Below are 24458 nucleotides of genomic sequence, written 5' to 3'. Positions count from 1 at the left end.
GATAAAAAAACGAAGCAATAAAATCAAGTTGAAAATAGGCAATTGCTGCGCACCATTCACTATCGGGTTTACATGCGTTGTGCTAGCGTACCGCACTTCCAACCCTTCTTTCATTATTGCTGATTTTCAACGGACAATACCAACTCTAATTTATAAGCATAGTACCACCATTGAAATCTACACACTCCGTTCAAAAAAATGTCATTCACATTTCAAAGAAAATTTTTTCCAATGGTTCAAAATGACTTTTTATTTTTTTTGCACGACCGCTATCGCATCAATCTCCACCTTCCATTCCGGCAGGCCCAAGGCTTGTACCCCCACCAAGGTGCTGGCGGGCTTGTCCTTGTCCCCTAAAAGTTGTTTGCGAAGGGTTCTAAACGTTTTGATTATTGTCCTTTTTTGCATCGCCCAAAAAAGAACGAAAAAACGCTAGGCTGATTTTCCGCTTCTTGAAATTTACGGATTTTCCACGGCCGCAGCATCCAGACCGCTTGTACGTTGTCCAGTGCTCTTTGGATGCCTTCCTAGCACTATAGTGAAAACTCCTTAATTTCTATCGAAACGCAAAATAGGCCAGTTGCTATGCGCTAAAGTTAATTGTGCTGTTTTCTTCTCCGAAGAATAGAGGGGCAAAAGGGCTCCTCCCCTTAACCAAGGGGAGGTGGATTGTGCACCGCACAAGACGGAGGGGATTTTAACCCCACCCTAGTCAAAGAGGGTAGATTACTCTCTTCCTTCCACGACCGCTATCGCCTCAATCTCCACCTTCCATTCCGGCATACCCAAGGCCTCTACCCCAACCAAGGTGCTGGCGGGCATATCCTTATCGCCTAAAAGCTGTTTGCGAAGGGTTCTAAAGCTATCGAGATAGGCGGGTTGGTAATCCACGATATAGGTGTTGTATTTGACCACATCCTTAAAGCTGGCGCCAGAATGTTCCAAGGTTTTTAGGAGCCCCTCCAAGGCCTCCTTAAACTGGCTTTCAAAATTGGGACCCGTACCCACTTGCCCTGAGATATGGATGGTTTTTATACCGTTCGCTTCTACCACCACCGCTTGGGAATACCCCGGACCCGGGTCGATATAGGTTTTGGTGCCTTGGGTTTTGGCCCCGATAGTTACAGGGGTATGCGGTTGGGATTTGTCCGTTTCAACTGTTTTGGGTTGGCAGGAGAACAAAAGCACCACGAGGGCAATAAAAGGGAGTGTATATTTCATTTGGATTCGTTTTTAGTTCGTTCTTTGGAATCATTTCCGCTTGTTTTAGTACAATATTAGCGGTCAAGATTTTTGTGAAAATATCTAAATATGATTCAAGCGGTAGTGAGGGTTGGCATTATTCAAATATTTTTTTAAAGTCCTTTGTGAAATAGCCTTTTACAGATTCGTTCACACCAATCGGTTCATTGTAAAAGAACAAGTCAATCATTACTTCCTTGTCGTCATATTTTACTGAATGTCCGTTAAATATATTCTCATATCCTTTCGCTTTGTCTTCGGCATTTCCTGTTCCAACTCGGTTTCCTTTCGGGTCAATGAACTTGATAATTAAGTTGTCCGAACCTTTCTCTTTTAGCCAAAATACAAAGTCAGGGAAGAATTTTCTGTACTCCTGTGTAGTACTGTCATAGTAAGGAATTGAAACATCATCTGTGGTTTCATCTAATTTAGAAAAATACCACCATTCATACTTTTCAAGCTTGTCACGATTTTCATTCAGTTTTCTTAGAAATTCTACTTCAGACTCTACCCAAATAATATGCTTGAAAAGTTGTCTATGTGTTTCAGAAGTCAACAAAATAGGATTGTAATAATGTTCAGCTAAAAAATCTGTATTGATTTCAAGCTTTAGTCCGTTGTAGGTATAATCTTTAGGTTGACCTTGACTCGTAAACAATCCTAATTGCTCCTGAAAAGTCGTTAAATCAATTTCTTTGTTTTGGTAAGCAACACCCGCTTCTTCAACAGAATTGTATAGTGGTTTTTTCTTGTTGATGGATTCAATTATTATTTGCTCCAACTTTTCAAGTTCTTTATCAGGCAGATTAGCAATTTCAATCTTTTCAAAGTGGTTTATTTCCGTTAATACTGGTTGGAAAGCCTTTAATTTCTTCGGTTTTTGGTGGAAGTGGTGGTTGAGCAAAAGCAAATTGTCCATAGGTTTTCTTCCTGAGTGCTCTACTTCAAATTTGAAGTTTTCTTCATCACGTATTTTGTCAAGGGCAGAAATTAATGTCTTCGAAACATTCGTAGGTGATTGCATCAAAACGAGTTTATCATTGATGCCCGACTCGGCACCTACAAAACCAATTAACTCATCATATTCTGTTTGATTTATTGAATAAGCAGGAATCTCTGCTACGACTTCTTCGTACTTTGGAATGATAAGTTCTTTTGGAATTTTTATTTTTTCAATGTGTTTGACAATCTTCCAATCGTCAGCATCTTTTTCCCGACTTAGATTTTCAGTAATGTTTTTTATTACTTCCTTTTTGGTGGCAAACAGAAACAGACTTTCAACGGATAAACACTTTTGTAAAACTTTTTCTTTTGCTTTGACTTCAATATACTTTTCAAGCTGTGCGGTTTCTTCTGGATTGACAATATAAGATAGACGTTTTCTGATTCCTGGTATTGGTTGAATCCTAACGCCACGACCGATTGCTTGTAAAACAAATTTTTGTGCTCCTTCGTCAACACCAATGTTTATGAAGTTCACCACATTCGGACGGTTACTATCCCAACCTTCAGTGAAAATTCTTGAACCCAATAAAATATTGATACTGCTTTCCTGATTATTAATTGTTCGGAAGTAAGACTTTGTTAAAGGTGTTTCTGTATATTCATAGTTTTCTAATATGTTCTCACTCCATTTTGTAGCATCTGAAGCTACTAACAAACAAAAGTGTTGCCCTGCATCTGCTGTTTTTAAGCGGAACGCTACTTCTCGACTATTATTGGCAATTCTTGTGTATTCTATTTTACCAAAAGCTGAAGCATTGAATACTTGTTTAAGAATATCTTCTTTGGTAATGTCTTGAATGATTTGAACAAATGAAGAAGGAATCTCTGCAGTATTGAATTGATACTCTTTGTGAAGCAGTAAGTCACTAACTAAAACTTCTTTTGCTTTGTCCAAATCGTATTTGCCTGATGCTACGATTGCCAATTGCTTGAAGAATAGTTTTAATTCAGCATCAATAGTATTTACTTCATTGGCAATTGTTATGAGCAAAGGATTGTGAAACAACTCAGGATGTTTGGTTTTGATAAACTCCGCTTCTTTCTTAATTGCGGTTAAAACCAAAAGCGATTTTACTACCATTTGAGTTTTGTCAGCTTCTGAAAACTCGTCTTGTTTTTTCTTATTCCAATTTTTGTATTCCTGACCGCTTACCGTAATGTGCTTGCCATATCCTGTTTCAATAAATTTTTTCAGGTTGAAATTGTAGGCAGTGGTTACAATATCAATTGTGTCTGTAAAGGTGGCTGAAAAACTAAACATAAAACCCTTGCTTGCAAGAATTGAATAATACGCTTGCCTGATACTATCTTCTTTATCTCCCTTGTGAGCTTCATCTAATAGCACATACCACTCACCATTGTTATAATAGGTTTTATAGTCCAACTGATTTTCTTTGTTATTGTCAGTAATTAAATCACTTTTACTGTAAAAGACGGTAATAGCATCCGAATCATAAAGTGAGGTTTGTAAATGTTTTTGCTTCTCAAACTCTCGTAAATCTTTTAGATTGATTTTAACCGAACTGTTTTTGTTGAAAATCTCAATGTGCGATTTTATCTGACTGAGAATTTCTGGTTTTGGGGCGAGTATTAAAATGTCATTTTTTGGAATAAAATCATTTGTTGCTAACTGATGTAGAAACTCAATGAGCTTTATCAACACCAATGTTTTCCCTGAACCTGTTGCCATCCATAATGAGGCACGGTTTAGAAATTCAGTGTATGGAATTTCATTGTCTTCAACTGAAAAATACTGCCCTAATAAACCAAAATGTGTGCTTTCATTTGAATAGCTTATTTGTTTTTTCCAATCATCATTGGTTTGCGATTGATAGTGATTAGTTAGATGTTCTTTTTGCTCATAGAAGTAATAAAGCGTATTTAAAGCATTTTTTAATGCAGCTTGCTGATATTCATGCAATTTCCAATCAATGCCAAAAGTCTCCTTGTCTAAGTTTTTATAAAACTCTGGCAGCGTTGACGGGTTATCCTTAACTAACTTTTCTAATACGATTTTGGCCATTGTTCATTTATTTACTGTTCCACCAAATCAATGGCTTAATCCAAGGATATTTCTCAAAAGTCATATCTGCATACACCACTTCACTACCATCATCAAACACTACTTTTTCTTCAAATAGCTGTTTGATGTGCTTACCTGAGATATTGGAAAGCGTTTCTGGAAAGTCAACATCTGAATAGAGCTTTTCAAACACTACTTTGGCATTTTTCTTTTCGTAGTCAATTTCAATGGCTTCTAACAGTTTCTGGTCTTGTAAAAAACTGTATTGCTCTACTTGGTTTTCATCTTTACCTTGCCATTGATATTGAGCTTTAGAAAGTACTTCTTCGTATTGTTCGAGTTCGTAGTATTTGAAGAAACCACCTTCAAAGGAATAATCAATGTCACTTTTATCGCCCACCAAGGTTCTTTTTAGTCTTGGTATTATAATTTCATAAAAATGACTACCTATTTCAGTACCAATCCATTTTCTTCCAAGTTTCTGTGCTACTGATGCTGTTGTTCCCGAACCTAGAAAAATATCCATGACAACTTCATCTTTTTCCGAAGACGCAGTAATAATTCGTTCTAAAAGCTTTTCAGGTTTTTGGGTATTAAAGTTCCCATTACCACCTTTCATTCTTCCTGCATCTTGCCAAATGTCTTGAACTACCTGCCCTGCTTCTTGTCTTTCGTCCAAAAATAGAACTCTGCATCTTTGCTGTCCTTTTGGATACTTTGGTAGAAAGAGCTTTCCATCTTTCAGCATTTGCTCCATTTCGGATTCAGTTCCCATCCACTGTATACCCGATTTTAGTTTTGCACCACGCCATTCAAATCGTCTTTCTGGATTATTCCCTTTCTGTGTCGCTCTTTCAAGTTTTAGTTGTCTTGCACCATCTGGTAAAGGGAGCTTTAAGGGCTTAACGGATTTGTCTTTCAGCATCATCCATGAGTATTCCTTTATGGCTGCGTCTGAGAGACCTGTAGTTATTTCTGACCAATAATATTTGGCATTAGGTTTTCTGTAATAGTAAATATTGTCATGGATATTCCCATATTTATCCTTCGCATCATTATGGGGATCAGCCCTTTGCCAAATGATTTCGTTTTTGTAATTATTTTCTCCAAGAACTCTATTTAATAAAACACGCCCAAGAAAATTGGCATTATAATCTAGATGTAGATAAAAGCTACTTTTATCATTAAGGACTTCATCTAGAAGTACTATACGGTTTTCCATTAAGGTGAGCCAAGTAGAATCCTGATACTTATCCTTGTAGTCAAAATCTTCTCCTGTATTAAAAGGTGGGTCGATGTAAACAAGAGATATATCATTCTGGAATTTTGAAAGAACACTATTCAGTCCTTGCCAATTATCCCCTTTGATTAGCGTACCGTTCAACGAATCATGTAGATTTTCAAAAACAGTTAGAATTTGAAATTTGAGTTCAGGAAAGAATTTCGTGTCAATTGGTAAGAATTGATATTTGGTGTTAAGTTTTCCCTTTTGGATAATCTGATTTTCAAAATCTTTTTCATTGGCAAATGCAAATTCGCTCCATTCTTTTTTTGTTGTTTCTCCTTTATCGTCTTGCCATTCCTTATTAAGGCTTTGCCATTCTTCAACTTGCTTCTCCCAACCTGGGCTTTTCATCAACTTCTCTATTAGGTCGGTATGTTCACTTAATCTATCAAGGGTTAAAACATAGTTGCAATTGCGTACAAACTTTGGTTTTTCCCAAATGGCTTTTAGCTCGTCTTCGAAACGAGCAATGTATTCTATAACCTTGTGCGTAATTTTTTTGATGTTTTGCATCCGTTTCACGGTTGCAGCATCAAAATCGGTGTCTAAATCATTGAACAGCCAATTGTAAACGTAAATGTCAAACTGCTCTTTTAAAAACCCTTCAGCATCCTTGTGTATAAAGTAGTCAATTTCATTTTGTCGTTTGTAAATGCTAAAGATTTTCTTCAAATCTTCTTCATACAAAATGATACCGTTTTTGTGCAAATACTGTAGCATTAACGATAAATCGCTTATGCTGTATTCCACTTTAACCGATTCTAATGCATCATCTAAGTTTTCAATGAATAAGCACTTTCGTTGGTCACCTTTTTTGTCAAAGATTGTTCGGTCTATATTTGTGTTCTCAAAAACAATATTGGCGTGTAGTGCTGTTCCATATTCTTCTAAGCACTTGTCAATGATGTCGTTGTTTTTATCTAGTTCTAAATAGGTTTTAAGTCGGTCGTATTTGTTGTTCTCTTTATATCGGATTTTAAAAACCACTTCACCTTTTGTGGCTTTTACCATGAAGAACTGGATGGATTTTTTCTCGTTACCCTTAGCGTGTTTTATTTCAGAAGCGTCAAATTTTATGTTGATACCGTTTACTTCAGTTTGCAAGTCTTCATAGTTGGCTTCAGACTTTACGTAATAGAGCTTTTGAGTTTTCCAAAATAGAGCAACATCATCACGGTCTGAATAAACCTTTTCGTAAAGGTTTTTGTGGATTTGAGAGTTTGCAAAAAACACTGTTCCCGTTTCGTTAAGATAACAGTCAAAGAAATTGTAGAGCTTTTCAAATAATTCTTCTCGGTATTTGGCTTCAATCTGCTTGTCAATTTCTGCTTTGATGTAGGGTTCAATCTCAGCAAAATACTGTGCTTTCAAATCCATCAGGTTTACATATCCGGATTTGCCTTTTATCGGATGCCCTATGAAAGTGTCTTTCAAGGCAGAAAAAAATCGTTGTTCGTAAATGTTACTCATTTAATGTCTTTTTGCTCTATTAATAAATCTTTGACTTCAACGTCAAGTATTTTGGCTATTTAATAAAGTACTTCAAGCCTTGGTTGCTTTCGGTTTTGAACATAACCATTCACCATGTTATAACTCTTACCGAGTTGTTCAGCAAACCATTTTTGTTTAATCCCTTCCTCTTCAACTACTTCTTTTATTCGGTTCAACAATCCCCAAAACTTAAAAATCTAAAATACAATCATATCTCAACATATAAGATATAAAACCAAAATCATTCCCATTTTTATAGGTAGATACACTAGGGGATTTCAACTTTCAGGAATTAAACCTCGAAAGTTTGTAAAAGATGAAAAAAGCGTTTTATATTTGCAGCCGCTAAGGAGGAATGGCAGAGTGGTCGAATGCGGCAGTCTTGAAAACTGTTGAGGGTCACACCTCCGGGGGTTCGAATCCCTCTTCCTCCGCTGAGAGACATCATCTCAAAACAAGAAACCCTGTAAATTATTGATTTACAGGGTTTTTATTTTTTTTGATATCAAATGATATCATTTATTTTCATCCTAATAGGTGCCCAATTCGGTGTCACCTACAATCTCACCATAAAGGGACACCTAATATTATTTAATATATTGTTATTCAGGTATTTACAGGGATTATATTTTAATTTTTTTTTACTAATTTCAAGGAAAATAATGTTAAAATAGGTGTCCCTTTTATGTTATCTCTCTTATTCTACATCAAAAAGCACAAAACCGACAAAGTTGGCCGGGCAATGATATACATCAGAATCACAGTAAATGGAAAGCGTTCGGAATTCAGCACAGGTCGCAAAATTTATCCCAACACTTGGGATGCCACCAATGGAAAGGTATTGGGGTTCTCTCAAGAAGTGCGTCAATTGAATTCGCAATTAATGAAAATACGCACCGATCTATTTCGACATGCGGACAAATTGAAAGACAAGGGCCAACCATTGACCGCTGTTTCCCTCAAGAACTCTTACCTAGGTGTTGATAAACCCTCAAAAATGTTATTGGAAATCTTTCAAGAGCACAATGACAGGGTTGAAAAATTAGTTGGAAAAGATTTTGCTCCTGGTACGGCAGAACGTTACAAAACCGCAAAAAGCCATTTGGCCGAATACTTACAGAACGAGCTTCGAAGGAAAGATATTCCCGTAGTAGATGTGGATCATTCCTTTATTTCAGGTTTCGAATATTATCTAAAGACAAAAAGAAAGTGCAGCCATAACACGGCAATCAAATATGTTGTGAACTTTAAAAAGATCATTAGGATCGCTTATGCCAATGGTTGGATCAAAACAGACCCCTTTGCCAATTGGAAAGCCCGATTAAAAACTGTAGAACGGGAATTCCTTACCGATGAAGAGCTTCAACGACTAATGGATCATCCTTTTACAAATGAGAGGTTGGAGCATGTAAGGGATTGTTTTGTTTTCTGTTGCTTTACCGGATTGGCCTATGCAGATGTAAAAAAACTGACACATGACGATTTTGTGATAGGGATAGACGGAGATCTTTGGATAAATACCAAACGTACCAAGACAAAAACCAAAAGTAACATTCCTGTTCTTCCCACTGCATTGATGATTCTTGAAAAATATGAACATAGTCCCTTACTTGTAGATAAAAAGGTGCTACCAGTATTGACCAACCAAAAAATGAATGCCTATTTAAAGGAAATAGCGGACCTTAGCGGTATCAACAAACACCTGACTACTCATTTGGCCAGACACACTTTTGCAACAACGGTAACTCTTTCTAATGGTGTATCCATTGAATCAGTAAGTAAAATGTTGGGGCATAAATCACTTCGAACCACACAACATTACGCGAAAATATTGAACCGAAAAGTCAGTGAGGATATGCAACTGTTAAAAAAGAAGTTGAGTTTCCAAGAAAAAGTCAAGTCAAAGAATGCTTAATCCCATTGTATTAAACTATTATCCATAACTTGTTCTGTGAATTCAACTTAAATTTATGGCAATTGGGCAACACTCAGTTTATCCAAAAATTTGAAAGGTTGCTATTCATTTTTACCTTAAGTTTAGTGCCATATACATATACTTTGGTAGTAAGTCCGATCATAGAATGAAAGCATTTGGATATGAATTCTTATCTAAATTTGTAACCTAGAAATAAAACACAGAAAAATGCATTAGTATTTCCACCTTGGCAAATAACCCCTTAGCTGCACTTATTCTTCGTTTGGTTTCCATATTATGATCAATTGAATTATTGAGCCAAGTATCAGCACAAATACCAACTCAACGTTCAAAAGTAGCTTACCCGCCCCGGAGTAATGTGAGGACGGAACAAGTGATGTTGATTCATCATAAACGGTCTCCACCAACCCCTCTATCTTTACCAAAATCTGGTCCAACAGGGTTTTTAATTCACTTTTATTCAAAAGAATTTCATCATTCCTCAAAGCAGAAGCTTCCAATTTTGATAAAGTGTTGTAATGACCCCTTATTTCGTTGATTTCCCTAGATGCCAAATGAGATAATTTAATCGCTTCAATATTCAACAGCAACTTCTCTATTTCTCCATTGGTGTATGTACTTGAAGAAGTGCGTGAAGAATCAAGAGAGCGTTTTTTTAAGCTAAAATTGCGGTAAAGTTCATTCAGGTTGTATTGCGCCAGATACTTTTGTTCACTATCATACAGGATTTTTGAAAAATACCCGTGGTCGAGCCGATTTGTAAATAGCACCAAGACAAACACATAAAGTATCGAAATAATTAGCTTTAAATTAAATTTGCTCATTTTTCGCATGGCTTCATGTTCTTTAAATTGGTTTATGTTTTCATATAAAGACACTTATCGTTTCCTTGATTCCCTCTATCATTAGCAAATTCTCGGACTAATTTCAATATATCCGTCATCTGGAGAATCGCAATACACAAAATTCAGTGTTTACATATGGAAGTTTTATTGATTATAGTTTTGAAACAATTGATTTCCACTTTAAAATTCACACCATTCACAAACCCCAAAAGAGAAGATGAGCCGAGCTCCGGTACATTAATCATTTTCTATGTCCTGGCTCATAAATGAGCCTCAAAAATGTGCTGAATCTTTCATTATCTCTGCTGATTGGCACGCCTGCAACTATCCCTATCAAAAGATTGTCCATGATCCCAAGCCTCATTTGTGGTCTAATTGTCATATCAAAATAATCTGTTCCAACATTTTTGTTCAATTCAATGCCAATGAAATTTCTTGTTCCACTAATCATATAGTGAAAATTGGAATTGATCTGCCAATTTGTTTCGACCAAACCATTTGAGAAATGGTGAAGGAATTGTGGGCCTGTATATAGTAATGAATGGAAGTTTGAGCCCCAGCGCTTAGCTACAATGTAAAAGGGGTTGTAAACGTTGCCTGTGAAGAGCTGTTCTGTTCCATAATTTACAAACTCGGTCATCTCCAATTCATGAATATATCCAATTGCCATACTCGTATTGAATTTTTCAGATACGAAAAAAGAATACTGTCCCGCGATTTTCAGGCTATTGAGTTTACTGGACGGGGCATTTCCATTCATCCCTGAAGGATAAATGGAAAACGGCAGTTCCACTTCCAGGCCCAATCTGTCCATAGGTGCCCACTCATATTCAACCAGGGCTTCGTATTCGTCGTACATATTTCTATCGGTGATTCCAAATCCAACGTTCCATTCCTTCTCACCCTTTCTAGCTCCCAAATCTCGGATTAAGTCAATATAAAGTGGCTCTGCATGCAATATTTTTGCGGGTTTCTTCCTCTCTATTTCATTAATGTAAATGCTATCCTGTTCTTTTTTTTCTGGTTCCTGTGCTTTCACACCTATATTTGTTATCATTAATAGAACAATCGTAAATCTCATATTTCTTTATTTATGGTAACTAAATCGATAATGTTGTCATTGGTCTCAACAATTGAAAAGTCTATCAATGGGGAGTAAAAATCTTCTTCCCCACAAGAAGAAGCATAATTGGCGCCAAATTTTGCTTTTCACTGACATAGGTTAGTTTTTCAACCAACAAAATGGACTCGATTTTGGAATTACAATCAAGAACGAAAGACCTTTTGAATTAGACTGAAAAGTCCGGGTTTTAGTCCCTGGTAATCTTCCGAATGTTTTACATTCTCAATTTGGACCCTATTTATGATTGGAACTTTTTTGACTATCAAATTCGTAGGGTCAAACGTATCATCGTGCGAAAAATCCAAGAAACCATTTTGTGGAAGTACCGCGGTTTGAATTTGATGATGAACTCTAAAATTTTCGAACGCTAACGAATTTACACCTGTGAATAATTCCACATAAATTGAGCTGATGTTCTTAAAATACTTCCTAACCAGTTCGTCCTTCGTATGCGCAAATTGCTCATCTTCATGTTTTTTGATGATTTTTGCTGGAGAGAACCAATAAAGATCAGAGTTCCAAACCGGTAACCGATACGGATAGACCAATATAACGTCTATTATATCGTCCGGATACATTTTGAAGGCTTCCTCAGCTATTTTTAATGACTGGGCACTAAGGTCGGTTGGAATCAGTATTCGTGTCATACTACTTTTTTTGATTATGACCACAAGAATAGATTGAGAACATTAAAGCGATTTAAAAAAGAGATTAAAATCAGATTAAAATCTCAACGGGCTATTTCGTAACCCATAAAAATGTTGGGCAATTCAACACTGACGGTAGTACCTTTTCCCAACTTGGAATCTATGCTCAGAACCCCTCCATGGAGTCGAACTATTTTATCGGAAAGCGAAAGACCGAAACCAAAACCCTTAAAAGTCCTTGCATTGGAGCCCCTGTAGAAAGGTTCAAATACGCTGTTAAGATCTTTTTCCGGTATTCCAATACCCTGATCTTCTATTTTGACCGTTATGACTCTTTCTTCTACGTGGACACTGATATCAACCTGATTACCGCTCGAATACTTAAGTGCATTGTCAACAATGTTCATCAACGCAATAACGATAAGACTCTGGTTACCTTTGAGGATAAGATCATCCGCGTTTTTGGGCAGGTCTTGGAAACAATAGTTTAAGCGTCTGGAATTCACATTATCAAGATTGGATTTTAAATCGATTAAAATCTCATCAATCCTGATCATATCAATTTTGAGACCTTTTGAGTCTTGGTCCGTGTAGGCCAACCTCAAGAGGGAATTAAGGAGACTGTTGAGTCGGTTTGCCTCCGTTTCTATCGCTTCCAAGGCCGAAATATATCCCTCATTGTTTCTTGAATTGGCAAGGGCTGTCTCTGCCTGCCCTATGATAGCTGTCAATGGGTTTTTAAGCTCATGTGATGCATTTTGAACAAAATTGTTCTTCATTTCAAAAGAAGTTTCCAGTCTATCCAACATATTGTTGAAAGTCTGTGTCAAATCGGACAACTCTCCTTTTCCACGAACACGTTCCAGTCTTAAATTTAAGTTTTCCGCCCTTATCGTGTTTACTTTCCTTATAATTTTAGAAATGGGGCTTAGAGCCTGCTGTGCAAAATATTGGCCCAAAATGGAAATAAAGACCATACTTATCAAAAACGCTACGACAAGAATATTTCTTAAGTTTTCGAGTTTCCCCAAGCCATACAGGTCCTTAGCGGACAACAAAACCAAAAAATCTCCTTGATTGTCATTATAAAGTAAACCTGTAAAGTAAAAGTCCCCCTTCTTCGTTTCTGCATACTTCTCCTCAAAGACTTTTCGCAAAAACTGACTTGGAAAATTGGCTTTAAGCTCTTTTGGAGGAATACCGCTTTCGGTATTTACAGGATAGATGACTTCTTTTTCTCCAGGAAGTGTCTGCAAATGCCTAAGTCTGATTGCTTCGTAGATTTCAATCGTGACCTCATCTTTTTCAAGGTATACTTGGGCGGCGATGGTGGCTCTTTGGCTAAGCCTTAAGTAGAACTCGTTCTCTGTATATTCCTTGGCAAAGAAGTAAATAGATAGAAATATCAGGATTTGCAATAATCCTGTAAGCAGGATAAAAATTATGGTTATTCTTGTTTTAAGTGGCATTAGCGTTTCCGATGTTATTCCCTGATGACATAACCCATACCTATGACGGTATGGATTAACTTATTATCAAAATCCTTATCGATTTTGTTCCGTAAATAGTTGATATATACATCAACAACATTGGTTGCCATATTAAAATTGATGTCCCAGACATTTTCCAAGATGTCAATACGGCTCGATACTATATTCTTGTTCTTCATCAAGAACTCAAGAAGACGAAACTCTGTGGTGGTAAGTTTGATTTCAGAACCAGCCCTCTTAACTAACTTAGCATTTGAGTCCAATTCCAAATCTTGGATAATTAATTTATGGCCAATTTTCATACCCACTTTATTCCTTCTAGTCAATGCCCGAATACGTGCCAATAATTCTGTAAACTTAAAAGGCTTGACCAGATAGTCATCCGCACCGGAATCCAACCCTTGCACAATGTTTTCGGTTGTACCCAAGGCTGTTAACATAAGGATAGGTGGTGCACTCTCACCCCTTTTTTTTATCTCTCTCGCTATTTCCCTTCCATCCATTCCTGGAAGGATAATATCAAGTATCACAAGATCAACTGTATTTTGGTTCAAAAGTTCAAATGCCGTATGCCCGTCATACGCCAATAAGGTTCCGTAACCGGCATCTTGAAGCCCTTGCTTGATAAAGATTGCAACATTGTGCTCATCCTCTATCACTAAAATATTTTTTGGCATACCTTATGCTGAGTTATCCCTGAAAATCAGATAATATAAAAACCAATTTTTAGGGCTGACAGTAAATTTGGGGTATTTATTTCACTTAATTGATTCGTTAAAATTAGAGAATTTGGATTGATTAAGGATTTCTTTAGCTGAAAATATCTTAACCCTATCATTATTTAGCTTGTCCCAAGTCTTACCATGAACTTCGCACATGGATCCTGTCCTATTTTTGCAGCGTTCGGGAAGATAAGCGCATAGCAAAAATAGGATAGGGCGCTGTCCTACTTTTTGCCTTTTCCCTCCAGCCATTTTTGATAGAGTTCCTTTGCCTCTGGGCTTTCTTTAAAGAATGTCCCATAGTGTTCAATGGCATCATCGTGACCTTTTATATATGCTGCCTCTTCTTTCTTGGCTATCCTTGACACCTGATAGATTGAAAATCCAAGGACCAACAGGACCATAATTAACAATCCCCAAGTTAGTTTTATTGCCCAACTGGGCAAGAGAACGGACCGTTCTACTTTATGAAGAATCCTTTCCATCAGTCTTTGTTGTTCCTCAATGTTGTTTTTTTGGTTGTTGCCATACTCCTTTAGAAGCGCATTTAACTCGCTGGTATCTGGCCTTAATGGAAGGTTTTTCAAATTTTCATGTGCCTTTTCCAATCGGCCGATACTCTTTTCAAATCCGTTGATCTCCTCAGTCAACAGTTCCGCTATTTCATCCAGTTTTGCCATTTCGTTGTGTTTATATTCCTATTCCTGTGTCCCTGACCACCTTGATGGCCAATTTGATGGTTTTCTTTATGATGGTCTGGGTCAGACTTGTCGGGACATTCACTGTCCTGCCCAAAAGCTGCATGCTCCTGTCCTTGGCAATCCGCTGTGCCATGTTCCTTTCAAAGTTCATTTGACGGGCGATCCTGCCCATGGACATCGAACGGTGCACTTCGCTTCCCTTGAGGTTGTTTCCCTTATATTCGAATCTAAACCCCTGCAGTTGGTTTTGCTTGTTGATGCTGGGAATGACCTTTACATTGTTCCGCTCCATCGACTTGATGTACTGATCAAAATCCCTTGGACGTTCCTTGGCCATGACCTTTTCATGGATTTTTTGTATTTCAGAGCGGACATGTTGCATCCGGTACAGTTTTTCCTGCTGTACCTCCTTCACCGTGGTCAGGTCCATTTGTTTGGCCACCCGCTCGGCCACTTGTTGGCTCCGCTTTCCGATGAAGCTGTCGTTATAGGCCTTGCCCTGAAAGTTTATCCTGTTGGCATACAAGTGGACGTGCACATGTTCCTTGTCCCTGTGGACAAAGGCAACCGCTTGGTGCTGCTTGAGGTTCATTTCCTTGATAAACCGCTCGGTCATTTCCTTGAGCTGTTCCCTTTCGAGTTTCCTGCCGTCCTCGATGCTGGGACTGAGCACAAAGCTCAGCGTGTTCTTCCGGCACAGTTCGTTCTGTTCTTGGATGACCTTGAACTCCTCGGTGATCTCCCTTGGGGTCTCCCCGGCCAGATATTGGCTGTGGACTATCTCCGATCCTTTCTCCTGGTTCATCCCATAGCTCATTGAGGCCGCAGTGTGCGATATGGATTTTCCCATGCCTATCATTTCTTGAAATTTAAAAGGTGTTGTCGTATCTCTTCGGCCAGCTGCGCCGTTTCCTCGGCCAACCTGGGGTTCCGCTTGCGGAACATGTTCGTGATCAATTTGAAGTTCCGTTGGTATTTGACCAAAAGTTTATAGGCCTCTATCTGTTCGTCCGTCATCCGTTCCACGATACGGTCATCAAAAGCTGCCCGTCTGCAGTACTCACTGACGGAAAGACCGCTCTTTCGGGCCTTGACCTTCAGCAGTTTCTTCTCGTAGACCGAGCACCGGAACTGGACAAACTCTTTCTTCATTTTTACTAAATCTTTTGCGACCTTCGGGAGCAAAGGCAAGATTTGTCATGACAATGACACATCTTGAATTCGTTGCCAAACTTCATCCTTCGCGCTTTTTACCTTCCATTCGTTTATATCCTTGAATCCTTCATAGAGGAAGGAAATATCCCTACTGTTCGGGCACTTTTCAATTAAAAGTTCCGTCATCCCATGTCCCGTTTTGTCCCTATCAAGAAACAGCCCTACGTTTTCATAATCCTCTATTTCAGAAATCATCCGCTTTACAAAGGCCGTAGTGTTCAATACCAAAAGGTCATGGGTATTAAGAAGCTCTGGTCTAAGTTCCAAAAGGGTGAGCATATCGAACATACCTTCCGTAATCGCCAATTTTTTAGAATCGTTCTTGATCAATGAAACATCCTTTGGCGATGTGGAGCCTTTCCAATAGCTGTTCCGTAGTTCCCAGCCTCCCGACCTGTTCTGTAGTCCGATGCCAAAGTATGTCCGTTCTCCTATCTTATAATGGACCTCCTTGCAAAGTTTTCTTGCGGTCTTGGTCGAGATCTTTCTGGAGCTCAGATAGTTTTGCAGGGCCAAGTGTTCGATTTCCTTTACCTCGATGATTTCAATAGGATTGGCCCTATGTTCCTTCTTGGTTGGATTCGGCCGCCGGTGAAAAGAAAAATGGCCCATGTTCCCGGACAGTCGTTCCATTGCCTCTTTTACGGAACAGTTCTCCATTTTCATGACCAGGTCTATGGTACTGCCCCCCTCGAAGGTCCCGAAATCTATCCAATAGTTTTTCTTCAATGATACCTTGAAAGAGGCTTGGGTCTCTGTCCGGAACGGGCTTAGGAACCAAGCTTCCTTTTCCGTTTTCCGGACTGGAAAGTGCCCCAACTTGGCCAGCGTGGAAACGATGTCAATGTTGCGGGCTTTTTCGCAGTCCATTCTTTTTTCTCTCATGGTTCAGTTTTTAATCGATTTTTGATGATTTGATGACAAACCTCTGGGAGACCCTATAAATACTGGTGGTTTCCCCGTCATCATTTTGTCATCGTTTCATCGTTTTTGTTTTTTTCTTCATTGTCCCTGTCATCATTTTTTATTTTGATGACAGAATGATGACAAAGTGATGACAGCCTGAACCCTTATGAACACTGGGCTTATATCAATCTGTCATCAAATCATCAAAATTTTGGACCAAAAAATTCTTTTTTATGGTAAAGTACCTTCCCTTGGCGTCCTCGGTGTTTATCTCGCCGTTGTTCCAAATGGTGATTTTTTGGTACTTGTTTGAATTGGACTGGTTGTCCAGTTTCCAATCCTTTTTCAGCAACCGCCTCAATTGGGTCAGGTCGGTCTTGACCCGTGTGCGGTTGAGTATGTGCAGGGCATCGATGGGACAAAGGTCCACCGAGTCCATCTCGAACTTTTCCATGGCGCTCAGCAATAGACTGGCCAGTTCCTTCTCCACCCTATTTCGGTTATTGTTCACCAGCTTCTTAAGGGCAGGAGTATAAACCTGTTTAGCTGTGAACCACATTCGGGTTCTTTGTTTTGTGCTGTATTCCCTTTTTGAAAGGAAATGCAAAAAAGCGGGCACTTCCTGGGCTAACTGGTCCAAGAAATCGGTATCTTCTTTTTTAAGGGATGGGATTTTCCTCACCCAGAACCGGGTCTCATGGGCATCGATTTTGATAAAACTGTCCTCGTTGTTACTACACAGAATAAATTTTCCAAAGAATTCCACTTCACGTTTGTCCTTGCCCTTGGCCTCCAGCTTGTTCCGGTTGGTGGTGCTTAAGTACTTGATGCGCTCGGTGAGTTCCTCTTTATTGAACAGTACCTCGTCCACGCATATCAGCAACTTGTTGGCCCAGTCCGCATTGAACTGGCTTGCAAAACTGTCATTGGTCAGGTATGTCAGGTTGTTGCCAAAGATTTCCTTGAGCCATTTAAGAAAAGTGCTTTTCCCTGTGTTCCTTTCGGTGGACACCAGACAGAGGATGGGCAGTACCTGCACTGGTCTTTGGTACAGAAGCTTCAAATAGTCCAGCCCAAGCTCCAGTTGGTTACCGAAGATATGCCCCAAAAAGGCCCGTGTTCTTTTGATGCTTCCCTCTTTGGGTTCATGTGCCAAAGGGGAATAGGTATTGTAAAAACCATGGTGCTCCTTTTTAAAATCCACATGGCACGGAATGCAGGCGAAACCGTCATATTTGGGAACCCTACCCAGATAGTCCTTGCCATGGTCCTGTTTTATGATATGCTCGTTCCACGGGACCAGCTGCTCGTTGAAATGTCCGGAAATGGTCGGAATACTGACCAACTTGTAAAAAGTGGTCCCGACCCTTATGTATGGTACTGTTTCCATATTGGTGCTTTTTGAAATATTGTGATTCTAGCCACTTTTGGTGAATCATCAGATTTTAATGATGAATCCGACTAGGGCATCGTGTCCCCAATCGTTTTGCTTTCCGGCAATGGCTTACGTTCGTTTTGGAGCAGCCAACGCACCAAATTTTTCCTTTCGAAGAAAATCAGTTTCCCATTGGGCTTGGAGTGCGGGATATGCCCCGCAGCGGTAAGCTTGTACAGATAGCTTCTTGATATACCGGTGTAGTCACAGGCCTCATCAAAGGTCAGCACTTCCTTATTGGCTATCAAAAGCCGTTCCAAACGGTCGAGCCGTTCAAGTATCAAAAAATTGTCCATTTTGTTTCTTTTATAGATTAAAAATGAACAAAAGCGCTTTTGTTTTCTTTTGAAGAATTCTTTGGATAAAGATAAAAAGAAGGCGGAACGAAAGTATGATGGAATAGATAGTTTTATTCACAAATATTTGATATACAGTTTTTTACATCAAATCAGTTCAGATTAAATAGCATTGATGAACCCTTAGATTTTATTTGGTTTTATTTGATGCCAAATGGAATTGTTCTTAATATGGGCAAATAGGTGGTTTAATAGTAGAAAACGGAGTTATCAACAATTAAAACTAGCAGAGTTTGAAAACTGGTGCTGTAGGAGAGGCGAATTTTTGTGTTCGTTTATTTCAAGTTTAATATCTCTAGCATAAAGCCAAACATTCTTTGGGAAAAACCACTCTAAAAATCGTTCGTTTTACGGAACACATTGCCCAATTACAAAACCAAAATGTCAGATTTATTTTAATTATGACCTAGGACTTTCTCAAGAATATCGAAGCAGAGTCCACCAGTTCAGTTTTATATAGTGAAAATAAATCCAGAATTTTGAAAATTATTTCTCGACGGCAACAATTTTTGTCATATTTCCATCTTGCGATGTAACTTTCAAGCTGTAGATACCAGTTTGATAAGTTGATAAATCTATTTGATTTAAACTTTTATTTTGAGAATTGAACAGTAATCTCCCACTTACGTCAAATAGTGATATTTCATAGACCTTTTTTCTAAATTCAGGATCCATTAATAACGATAATTGATTTTTTGTTGGGTTAGGATAAACCAAAAACTTTTCTTCTTCTAATTTCTTATCAAGATTGGTATTATTTATACCACCTATACTCGCCAACAATGGAATGCCTCCACCACCTCCTGAGCCTACTACTGTAACATTCTTTGTTTTAGCTCCACTGGTACCACAGGGATTAACACCAAAGAATTGTACAAGTCCATCATTTGGACCAACTTGACATCGCATAGAGCTAAAAGTTCCACCTGAAACTATATTCCATTTTGCTGGATCTGTCACAACCGGAAGACCTTCTGTGTATGGGAACGGAAGCCACCAATCAAATGATTTGGCACCTGGAACAACACCATGATAAGTGTAACGTACCAATGCACCATAATTTACCGTAGATGGACCGGAAATGTTACTAATAGGGGTTTCAGGTTTGCCAACATATATTTCTCTAATCCTGACAATAGCATTGTTGGATGCATTCCTTGCAGTGATTACAGCATATCCCTTTACAAACGCATTTTTCGCTTTCAAGGTTATTGTAGAACCAGATGTTCCAACAGAAGTCAAAAGGGAAGTGGGGTATTGCCAGTTGATTGAAGAAGGAGGGTTCGTTAGAGTATAGACCTCATTTGGGGAAGCACACGCACAGTCGTCCCCTACTATATCACTAAAAATGTCCTGACCATTAAGATATGTTTCTCCAGTATTGAAGGGATCTAACCAATCCCTTAACCTACGCGTTGGAGATGACCCATTCCATGATACATCAAATCTCCCATATTCTCCTGGGTCTAATTCTGGTACTTGGCAATCCAAAAAACCACCACCATGTAATTGACCAATTATACGGCCGTTGTTCATAAAAAGGGGAGAGCCAGAAGAACCTCCTTCGGTCACGGAATGTCCATTTAATGTTTGTAGCCAATTTACTCGCCAATGCGTATTCGCACCGAAAACTGAACCTGGTCCAGGCACAACATTATGTGTGGATATTTTTTTAACATCTCCAGCAGGATGATGGATTCCTACTCCTCCTTGCATTGGAGTTGTCGTTCGATCCCAGCCATTAAAAAACACATTGTATCCTGCATCTTTTGGAGATTCTGTTAATAGAAACAGAGCGAAATCGGAATCGGCCCGATTGGCCTTCAAACTTGCCCCAGTTGTTGAATATATAGTCGGCTCTGGCCCTCCATTATTACATCCGGCCCTTTCATAATTCCAATAGAACATGTACTGAGAGGCATTTGTATTACCTTGAGCATCCAGATTATCCTCTGTCAAACAATGATCTGCGGATAAAAAGAAGGGTTTGGCGTCACGACTTGTATTGTTAACAAGAGAACCTGAGCACCATCTTGTACCGCCATTTATTAACAATAAAGCTACCCCTCTTTTCTCATCTTGCCATCCGTTTCCTTCTGAGCAATTGATATCAACTTGACATGAGCCTGATTGTCCATATCCTCCAGATTCGGGATCATCTTCTGACTGGTATTTTAAAAGGTCAATGTATTTATACCCATGTATGACGCCGCTAATATTAATGATCGGTTGTTGTTCGACGCTTTCCGGATGATAATATTCCAATATTATTTCATCACCATAAACTAATCCAGTAGCAAATTGCCCTGGTTTTTCATATGAACCCTTATTATTTCTTTCTGTAAATGCACCAATAATGTGGGTTCTCTTTTTGTTATAAATATGTAGCATTCCGCCCCGTGGAATATGGAACTGACTATAAAGGAGGTTTATTGATTTGGCGTTGGGACTTTTAATACTTAAAAGCCATAACTTGTCCCCATTAGGCAAATCCATCCAAACACCAGAATTTACAGTATTAAATTCTGTTTCCCTTCGTAAGCCGAACCTTGGGGGCTTACCATTTCGTCTATCTTCTTCGTCTTCTAAAAGAGCCGTGGAAATACTTTTCGTAGGCGAAACAAATTTAGTTCTTTGTGTAATGGCCGATTCTTGAATATCGTAATAGGCTGAATAAGGTTCAATATCAGTTTGGATTTGGCCGATTACTAGTAATGGAATTAGAATGACTGAAAGTAGTATAGTTTTTTTCATTACATATTTTAAGGAGATTCATATACCAGATTAATAGCCTGTATTTGCCATATGTGCTAATCAATATCTATCGGCAACATCCTTTATAGGAAACTATTTTTAACAAGATGAAATAGTCAAAAACTCCTGCCATACATATTCATTTCACAGCTTTAAAGCGCATTAAATTTGACTCATCATATTCTATATTCAATATGTTGTTTTCTATGTTATATTCCATAAAAAACAATTCTTGGTCTGAATCGTAAGTGGATGCTATTGTTTGAAAAAAGAGTATTCCCCATTCGCTTTCTGCAATTTCAGTTCCATTTAATGAAAGAAGAGATAGTGTACTTAACTCGGTTGTATAATCTCCAAAAAAAGTATTTCTACCTGTTGTACCTTGAAAGTCATCTTCTTGAAAAGTGATTCTAATCGAATCCGATCCACTTGGGGAGGTTCTCATTTCCCCTGTACTTTGATTGTAATAGGCCATAAGTTCCCATGAACCCAAAAGAGTCTCATTTATAACTTCGTCATTCTCACTGCATCCAAAGCTCAGTAAGCTTAAAAAAACAACGTAAAAATACTTTTCAAACATTTTTCCATTTTTATTTAAATGTAATGTTTTTATTACAATAAATTTGTTAATTATGATACTTTTGTTTAAAGTTTATACTGTAAAATGCAATACTGCGAAAACTATTGGTAAAACAGAGATAGATTTTTTTCTCTTGAAAATAATGATTAAGAAGTATAAATTTCGTTTGAATAAATAGAAATTAAATTGGTATCAACAATCGGCCATTTTTGGAGTTGCTTTTACCCAAACATGAAGCTATCTTTAGGAGTGTCCTATTCTTAGTCTTTTTTAATATTCTCCTTAACAAACCTTTTAAGGGAACTAAATTTCCAAAATATTGAATGAAAGTTGAGGTATCTAAGTATGTGATATTTTTACAAAAAGTACTCTACAACTAGTGAGGAACTATTAAACCCTAGCAATTTAAATCAAATAATACAGAGCTTAATTTAAAACCTCTTTTGCTTGCAAATTGCGTGCAAATGAAAAAAGCTCCAAAAGTTAAAAACTCTTGAAGCCTTACTGTTAGCTTGGAGAATACCGGATTCGAACCGGCGACCTCTTGCCTGCCATGCAAATTAGATTTCTTAGATAGAAATGTCACTAAATAACCGATTGATAGGTCTTAATATCATAGTTAAATTGGTCGTCTATTTAAAATCTTGACTTCTTTATATGGCATAGACCAATTTAAAAATTCTGTTGTTTTAAGGCTATTTAATATATTTTACATCTAATTGTACCCATTTGGTAATCAAAAAGCGCAAAACTGTTAAAATATTGTTAAAAAGGTGTCCCTTTCGGTGTCAGTATAAATTACCCACCCTTTACAACCCCTAAAAACAGTGGTTTTTTCAATTTAAAGAAGACCCTCTTCCTCCGCAAAAGAAACCCGCAACGAGAGTTGCGGGTTTTGTACTTTAAGAAGTGTCAAAAGCGTGCTTTCGTAAGCGGATTAAAATACAAAACCAACAAACGTAGTTTGTGGAGGGTTTTATGCTTGCCCGGGATTACCCATTTGGAATGCACGAAGTGAATCCCTTATTACCAAAAGTCCAATTTCATTAACGATTGAAAATACAAAACCAACAAACGCAGTTTGTGGAGGGTTTTACGCTTGGCAGGGATTACCATTTGGGATGCACGAAGTGAATCCCTTATTACCAAAAGTCCAATTTCATAAACGATTGAACATACAAAACCAACAAACGCAATTTGTGGAGGGTTTTTGTGTGTACGTAGTCGTGCCTATTCCGGGAAATACCATAAACTGGAAGCCTTACCACCTGCTTCAATTCAAATAAATAATCCAATAGTAGAAATATTCAAAAAATCCGATGGCATCCATTTCTTCTACAACTTTTGCCACCCAGTCCACAATGCGTAATGTATTAAATTCCTTAGGTCATAGGTGCCATTTGGACAGAATAAGGGAAGGTCAAAAACAACAAAGGCTCGTCAATTGCGCTTTACCCTATACGTAATTCTTCTATTCGTCACGATATTGGCGACAACATTTAAATATACCGTTGAGGTATCGCACAGGTAGCTATTGTCCACAAATTCCATACTGCACAATGAGGGCCTTGAAGATCCACTACCATCCATGAACCTACCCAAAATAATGTTTGTAGCCAACCCCGTATTTAGGGGAGAAAAGGCGGGTGCCAATGCAAAAACGCTGGTTGCACCATTTGCCGTATAGGTAACGTTTCCGGAGAGTTCGTCATAATGTATGGTATATGGCACATTACCGGAAACAAAACTTCCTAAATTCACAGTAAAGGAATCCGGCAAACCGGTTGATCCATTGATGACGTCTACCCGTAGCCCCATATTATTGCCCGAAATGTGGTATACCCTAAAATTTCCGGCAGTTATTATATCTGCAGTACTCTCTTGATCTTCGTATTCAAAGGAAACCGTAAAACTGGTAAAATCAAAAATACCTCCCGTGTTAGGTATATTGATGTCAAAACCTGCAGAACCACCGGCACCTGATGGAAAATAGGTTCCGCAGCCCGTCTGACCTGCGGCAGGATTTACGGAAGTTGCATTTGGTCCAATGGTAGCCAGGGCCAAATTGGGATCGTCAAAATCAAATCTGGATACTACCTCCGTTGGAGTACCCTCATCACATACCCTATAGGTAAAACTATCAGTACCAACGAACCCTGTATTGGGAGTGTACAAAAAACTACCATCAGTATCCAAGGTAAGGCTTCCTGAACTTGGTCCGCTAACAGGAGCTGTCCTAGATCGAAGGTTGGTGCCAAAATTGGCATCCGTGTCATTCGCCAAAACACCCTGCAGGTCATCTATCGCCAATGGGATTTGGTAACCCACATTGTAAAAATCGTCATTGCCAACTGGCGGTAGATTCTGTGCAACCGCCAATATGGAGGACAATAACAGTAAAACAACCAAAAAACTGCGAACACTCATTTTTTCTAATAATAAACCAATTTTAAGAATAATGAAGACAAGGGCAATTTTATGTTGTGAATGTCCAAAATGATGAGGTAAACCCCTCTAAAGGCGAAAGCCTATGGAAAGACCTTTGACCAAAAGTAGGTATTACGTTAATAGTTAAAATCAATAATCGTTCTTTGACCTTCAAGAATGAGAGCCAACGATTATATTATTTGGTCATTGAAAGGGACCTCAAACTTCTATTTTTTATGCTATTTTCCAGGATATGTTTTAGTTGGATTTTTCAA

At 38.4% G+C, this 24458-nt stretch carries 20 protein-coding genes and 1 tRNA gene; 2 read left to right on the top strand and 19 right to left on the bottom strand.

The window, feature by feature from the left end; translation table 11 throughout:
- Positions 1–249: 249 nt before the first annotated feature.
- The 5 genes from PP181_RS11030 to PP181_RS11010 all read right to left on the bottom strand — a co-directional run bounded on the left by PP181_RS11030 (position 250) and on the right by PP181_RS11010 (position 7222).
- Positions 250–408 (bottom strand): RidA family protein, encoded by a 159-nt coding sequence (locus PP181_RS11030; RefSeq protein ID WP_272637136.1) that lies wholly within the window; start codon positions 406–408, stop codon positions 250–252.
- A gap of 318 nt (positions 409–726) precedes the next feature.
- Entirely contained in the window at positions 727–1221 is a 495-nt protein-coding gene (locus PP181_RS11025; RefSeq protein ID WP_272637135.1) for a RidA family protein, read from the bottom strand.
- Positions 1222–1339: 118 nt separating this feature from the next.
- Complete coding sequence (locus PP181_RS11020) at positions 1340–4270, bottom strand: DEAD/DEAH box helicase family protein (RefSeq protein ID WP_272637134.1); 2931 nt, start codon at positions 4268–4270, stop codon at positions 1340–1342.
- A gap of 7 nt (positions 4271–4277) precedes the next feature.
- The gene (locus PP181_RS11015) at positions 4278–7025 is read right to left on the bottom strand and encodes a site-specific DNA-methyltransferase (protein WP_272637133.1); all 2748 of its coding nucleotides are present in this window, start codon (positions 7023–7025) and stop codon (positions 4278–4280) included.
- Between the two features lie 59 nt (positions 7026–7084).
- Positions 7085–7222, bottom strand: a complete 138-nt coding sequence (locus tag PP181_RS11010; RefSeq protein WP_272637132.1) for a helix-turn-helix domain-containing protein — start codon at positions 7220–7222, stop codon at positions 7085–7087.
- 173 nt (positions 7223–7395) lie between these two features.
- Here PP181_RS11010 and PP181_RS11005 point away from each other — a divergent pair.
- Both PP181_RS11005 and PP181_RS11000 read left to right on the top strand, forming a co-directional pair.
- Positions 7396–7480, top strand: a tRNA-Ser gene (locus PP181_RS11005).
- Positions 7481–7731: 251 nt separating this feature from the next.
- On the top strand, positions 7732–8961 hold the full coding sequence (locus PP181_RS11000; protein WP_272637131.1) for a site-specific integrase: 1230 nt from the start codon (positions 7732–7734) through the stop codon (positions 8959–8961).
- Between the two features lie 272 nt (positions 8962–9233).
- Here the strand turns inward: PP181_RS11000 and PP181_RS10995 are convergent, their stop codons facing one another.
- The 14 genes from PP181_RS10995 to PP181_RS10930 all read right to left on the bottom strand — a co-directional run bounded on the left by PP181_RS10995 (position 9234) and on the right by PP181_RS10930 (position 24183).
- On the bottom strand, positions 9234–9806 hold the full coding sequence (locus tag PP181_RS10995; protein ID WP_272637130.1) for a hypothetical protein: 573 nt from the start codon (positions 9804–9806) through the stop codon (positions 9234–9236).
- A gap of 262 nt (positions 9807–10068) precedes the next feature.
- Complete coding sequence (locus PP181_RS10990; RefSeq protein ID WP_419776381.1) at positions 10069–10908, bottom strand: HAEPLYID family protein; 840 nt, start codon at positions 10906–10908, stop codon at positions 10069–10071.
- Positions 10909–11093: 185 nt separating this feature from the next.
- On the bottom strand, positions 11094–11597 hold the full coding sequence (locus tag PP181_RS10985; protein ID WP_272637129.1) for a hypothetical protein: 504 nt from the start codon (positions 11595–11597) through the stop codon (positions 11094–11096).
- Positions 11598–11680: 83 nt separating this feature from the next.
- The gene (locus PP181_RS10980; protein WP_272637128.1) at positions 11681–13066 is read right to left on the bottom strand and encodes a sensor histidine kinase; all 1386 of its coding nucleotides are present in this window, start codon (positions 13064–13066) and stop codon (positions 11681–11683) included.
- 14 nt (positions 13067–13080) lie between these two features.
- Positions 13081–13764, bottom strand: coding sequence for a response regulator transcription factor (locus PP181_RS10975; RefSeq protein WP_272637127.1), 684 nt, complete (start codon positions 13762–13764; stop codon positions 13081–13083).
- Between the two features lie 269 nt (positions 13765–14033).
- Positions 14034–14489 (bottom strand): DUF6730 family protein, encoded by a 456-nt coding sequence (locus PP181_RS10970; protein ID WP_272637126.1) that lies wholly within the window; start codon positions 14487–14489, stop codon positions 14034–14036.
- 10 nt (positions 14490–14499) lie between these two features.
- Positions 14500–15360, bottom strand: coding sequence for a relaxase/mobilization nuclease domain-containing protein (locus PP181_RS10965; protein ID WP_272637125.1), 861 nt, complete (start codon positions 15358–15360; stop codon positions 14500–14502).
- 5 nt (positions 15361–15365) lie between these two features.
- Positions 15366–15662: a mobilization protein MbpA gene (mbpA, locus tag PP181_RS10960; RefSeq protein WP_272637124.1), complete on the bottom strand. Its 297-nt coding sequence runs from the start codon at positions 15660–15662 to the stop codon at positions 15366–15368.
- Between the two features lie 45 nt (positions 15663–15707).
- The gene (locus tag PP181_RS10955; RefSeq protein WP_272637123.1) at positions 15708–16610 is read right to left on the bottom strand and encodes a toprim domain-containing protein; all 903 of its coding nucleotides are present in this window, start codon (positions 16608–16610) and stop codon (positions 15708–15710) included.
- A gap of 205 nt (positions 16611–16815) precedes the next feature.
- Positions 16816–18021, bottom strand: a complete 1206-nt coding sequence (locus PP181_RS10950; RefSeq protein ID WP_272637122.1) for a primase-helicase family protein — start codon at positions 18019–18021, stop codon at positions 16816–16818.
- Between the two features lie 71 nt (positions 18022–18092).
- Positions 18093–18362, bottom strand: a complete 270-nt coding sequence (locus PP181_RS10945) for a helix-turn-helix domain-containing protein (RefSeq protein WP_272637121.1) — start codon at positions 18360–18362, stop codon at positions 18093–18095.
- A 546-nt stretch (positions 18363–18908) separates the two neighbouring features.
- A complete protein-coding gene (locus PP181_RS10940) occupies positions 18909–21176 on the bottom strand; it encodes a T9SS type A sorting domain-containing protein (protein ID WP_272637120.1) in 2268 nt (755 codons plus the stop codon).
- A 139-nt stretch (positions 21177–21315) separates the two neighbouring features.
- Positions 21316–21756, bottom strand: coding sequence for a hypothetical protein (locus PP181_RS10935; protein ID WP_272637119.1), 441 nt, complete (start codon positions 21754–21756; stop codon positions 21316–21318).
- A gap of 1440 nt (positions 21757–23196) precedes the next feature.
- Positions 23197–24183 carry an Ig-like domain-containing protein gene (locus PP181_RS10930; protein WP_272637118.1) on the bottom strand — a complete coding sequence of 329 codons (987 nt, stop codon included), beginning with the start codon at positions 24181–24183 and terminating at the stop codon, positions 23197–23199.
- Positions 24184–24458: the final 275 nt, after the last annotated feature.

Origin of the sequence: Maribacter sp. PR66 (assembly GCF_028464205.1) — a bacterium.
GTDB classification, from domain to species: Bacteria; Bacteroidota; Bacteroidia; order Flavobacteriales; family Flavobacteriaceae; genus Maribacter; species Maribacter flavus.
Note: the sequence above shows the minus strand (reverse complement) of the source record. Positions and strands in the feature narration are given on the sequence as shown.

Bases quoted from the DNA above. Each gene is read 5' to 3' on its own strand.
- PP181_RS10990 (WP_419776381.1), bottom strand. From the start codon at position 10,908: ATGAGATTTACGATTGTTCTATTAATGATAACAAATATAGGTGTGAAA.
- PP181_RS10950 (WP_272637122.1), bottom strand. From the start codon at position 18,021: ATGGAAACAGTACCATACATAAGGGTCGGGACCACTTTTTACAAGTTG.
- PP181_RS11015 (WP_272637133.1), bottom strand. From the start codon at position 7,025: ATGAGTAACATTTACGAACAACGATTTTTTTCTGCCTTGAAAGACACT.
- PP181_RS10975 (WP_272637127.1), bottom strand. From the start codon at position 13,764: ATGCCAAAAAATATTTTAGTGATAGAGGATGAGCACAATGTTGCAATC.
- PP181_RS10985 (WP_272637129.1), bottom strand. From the start codon at position 11,597: ATGACACGAATACTGATTCCAACCGACCTTAGTGCCCAGTCATTAAAA.
- PP181_RS10930 (WP_272637118.1), bottom strand. From the start codon at position 24,183: ATGAGTGTTCGCAGTTTTTTGGTTGTTTTACTGTTATTGTCCTCCATA.
- PP181_RS10965 (WP_272637125.1), bottom strand. From the start codon at position 15,360: ATGGGAAAATCCATATCGCACACTGCGGCCTCAATGAGCTATGGGATG.
- PP181_RS10940 (WP_272637120.1), bottom strand. From the start codon at position 21,176: ATGAAAAAAACTATACTACTTTCAGTCATTCTAATTCCATTACTAGTA.
- PP181_RS10980 (WP_272637128.1), bottom strand. From the start codon at position 13,066: ATGCCACTTAAAACAAGAATAACCATAATTTTTATCCTGCTTACAGGA.
- PP181_RS10995 (WP_272637130.1), bottom strand. From the start codon at position 9,806: ATGAGCAAATTTAATTTAAAGCTAATTATTTCGATACTTTATGTGTTT.
- PP181_RS10945 (WP_272637121.1), bottom strand. From the start codon at position 18,362: ATGGACAATTTTTTGATACTTGAACGGCTCGACCGTTTGGAACGGCTT.
- PP181_RS11020 (WP_272637134.1), bottom strand. From the start codon at position 4,270: ATGGCCAAAATCGTATTAGAAAAGTTAGTTAAGGATAACCCGTCAACG.
- mbpA (WP_272637124.1), bottom strand. From the start codon at position 15,662: ATGAAGAAAGAGTTTGTCCAGTTCCGGTGCTCGGTCTACGAGAAGAAA.
- PP181_RS10970 (WP_272637126.1), bottom strand. From the start codon at position 14,489: ATGGCAAAACTGGATGAAATAGCGGAACTGTTGACTGAGGAGATCAAC.
- PP181_RS10935 (WP_272637119.1), bottom strand. From the start codon at position 21,756: ATGTTTGAAAAGTATTTTTACGTTGTTTTTTTAAGCTTACTGAGCTTT.
- PP181_RS10955 (WP_272637123.1), bottom strand. From the start codon at position 16,610: ATGAGAGAAAAAAGAATGGACTGCGAAAAAGCCCGCAACATTGACATC.
- PP181_RS11030 (WP_272637136.1), bottom strand. From the start codon at position 408: ATGCAAAAAAGGACAATAATCAAAACGTTTAGAACCCTTCGCAAACAA.
- PP181_RS11025 (WP_272637135.1), bottom strand. From the start codon at position 1,221: ATGAAATATACACTCCCTTTTATTGCCCTCGTGGTGCTTTTGTTCTCC.
- PP181_RS11000 (WP_272637131.1), top strand. From the start codon at position 7,732: ATGTTATCTCTCTTATTCTACATCAAAAAGCACAAAACCGACAAAGTT.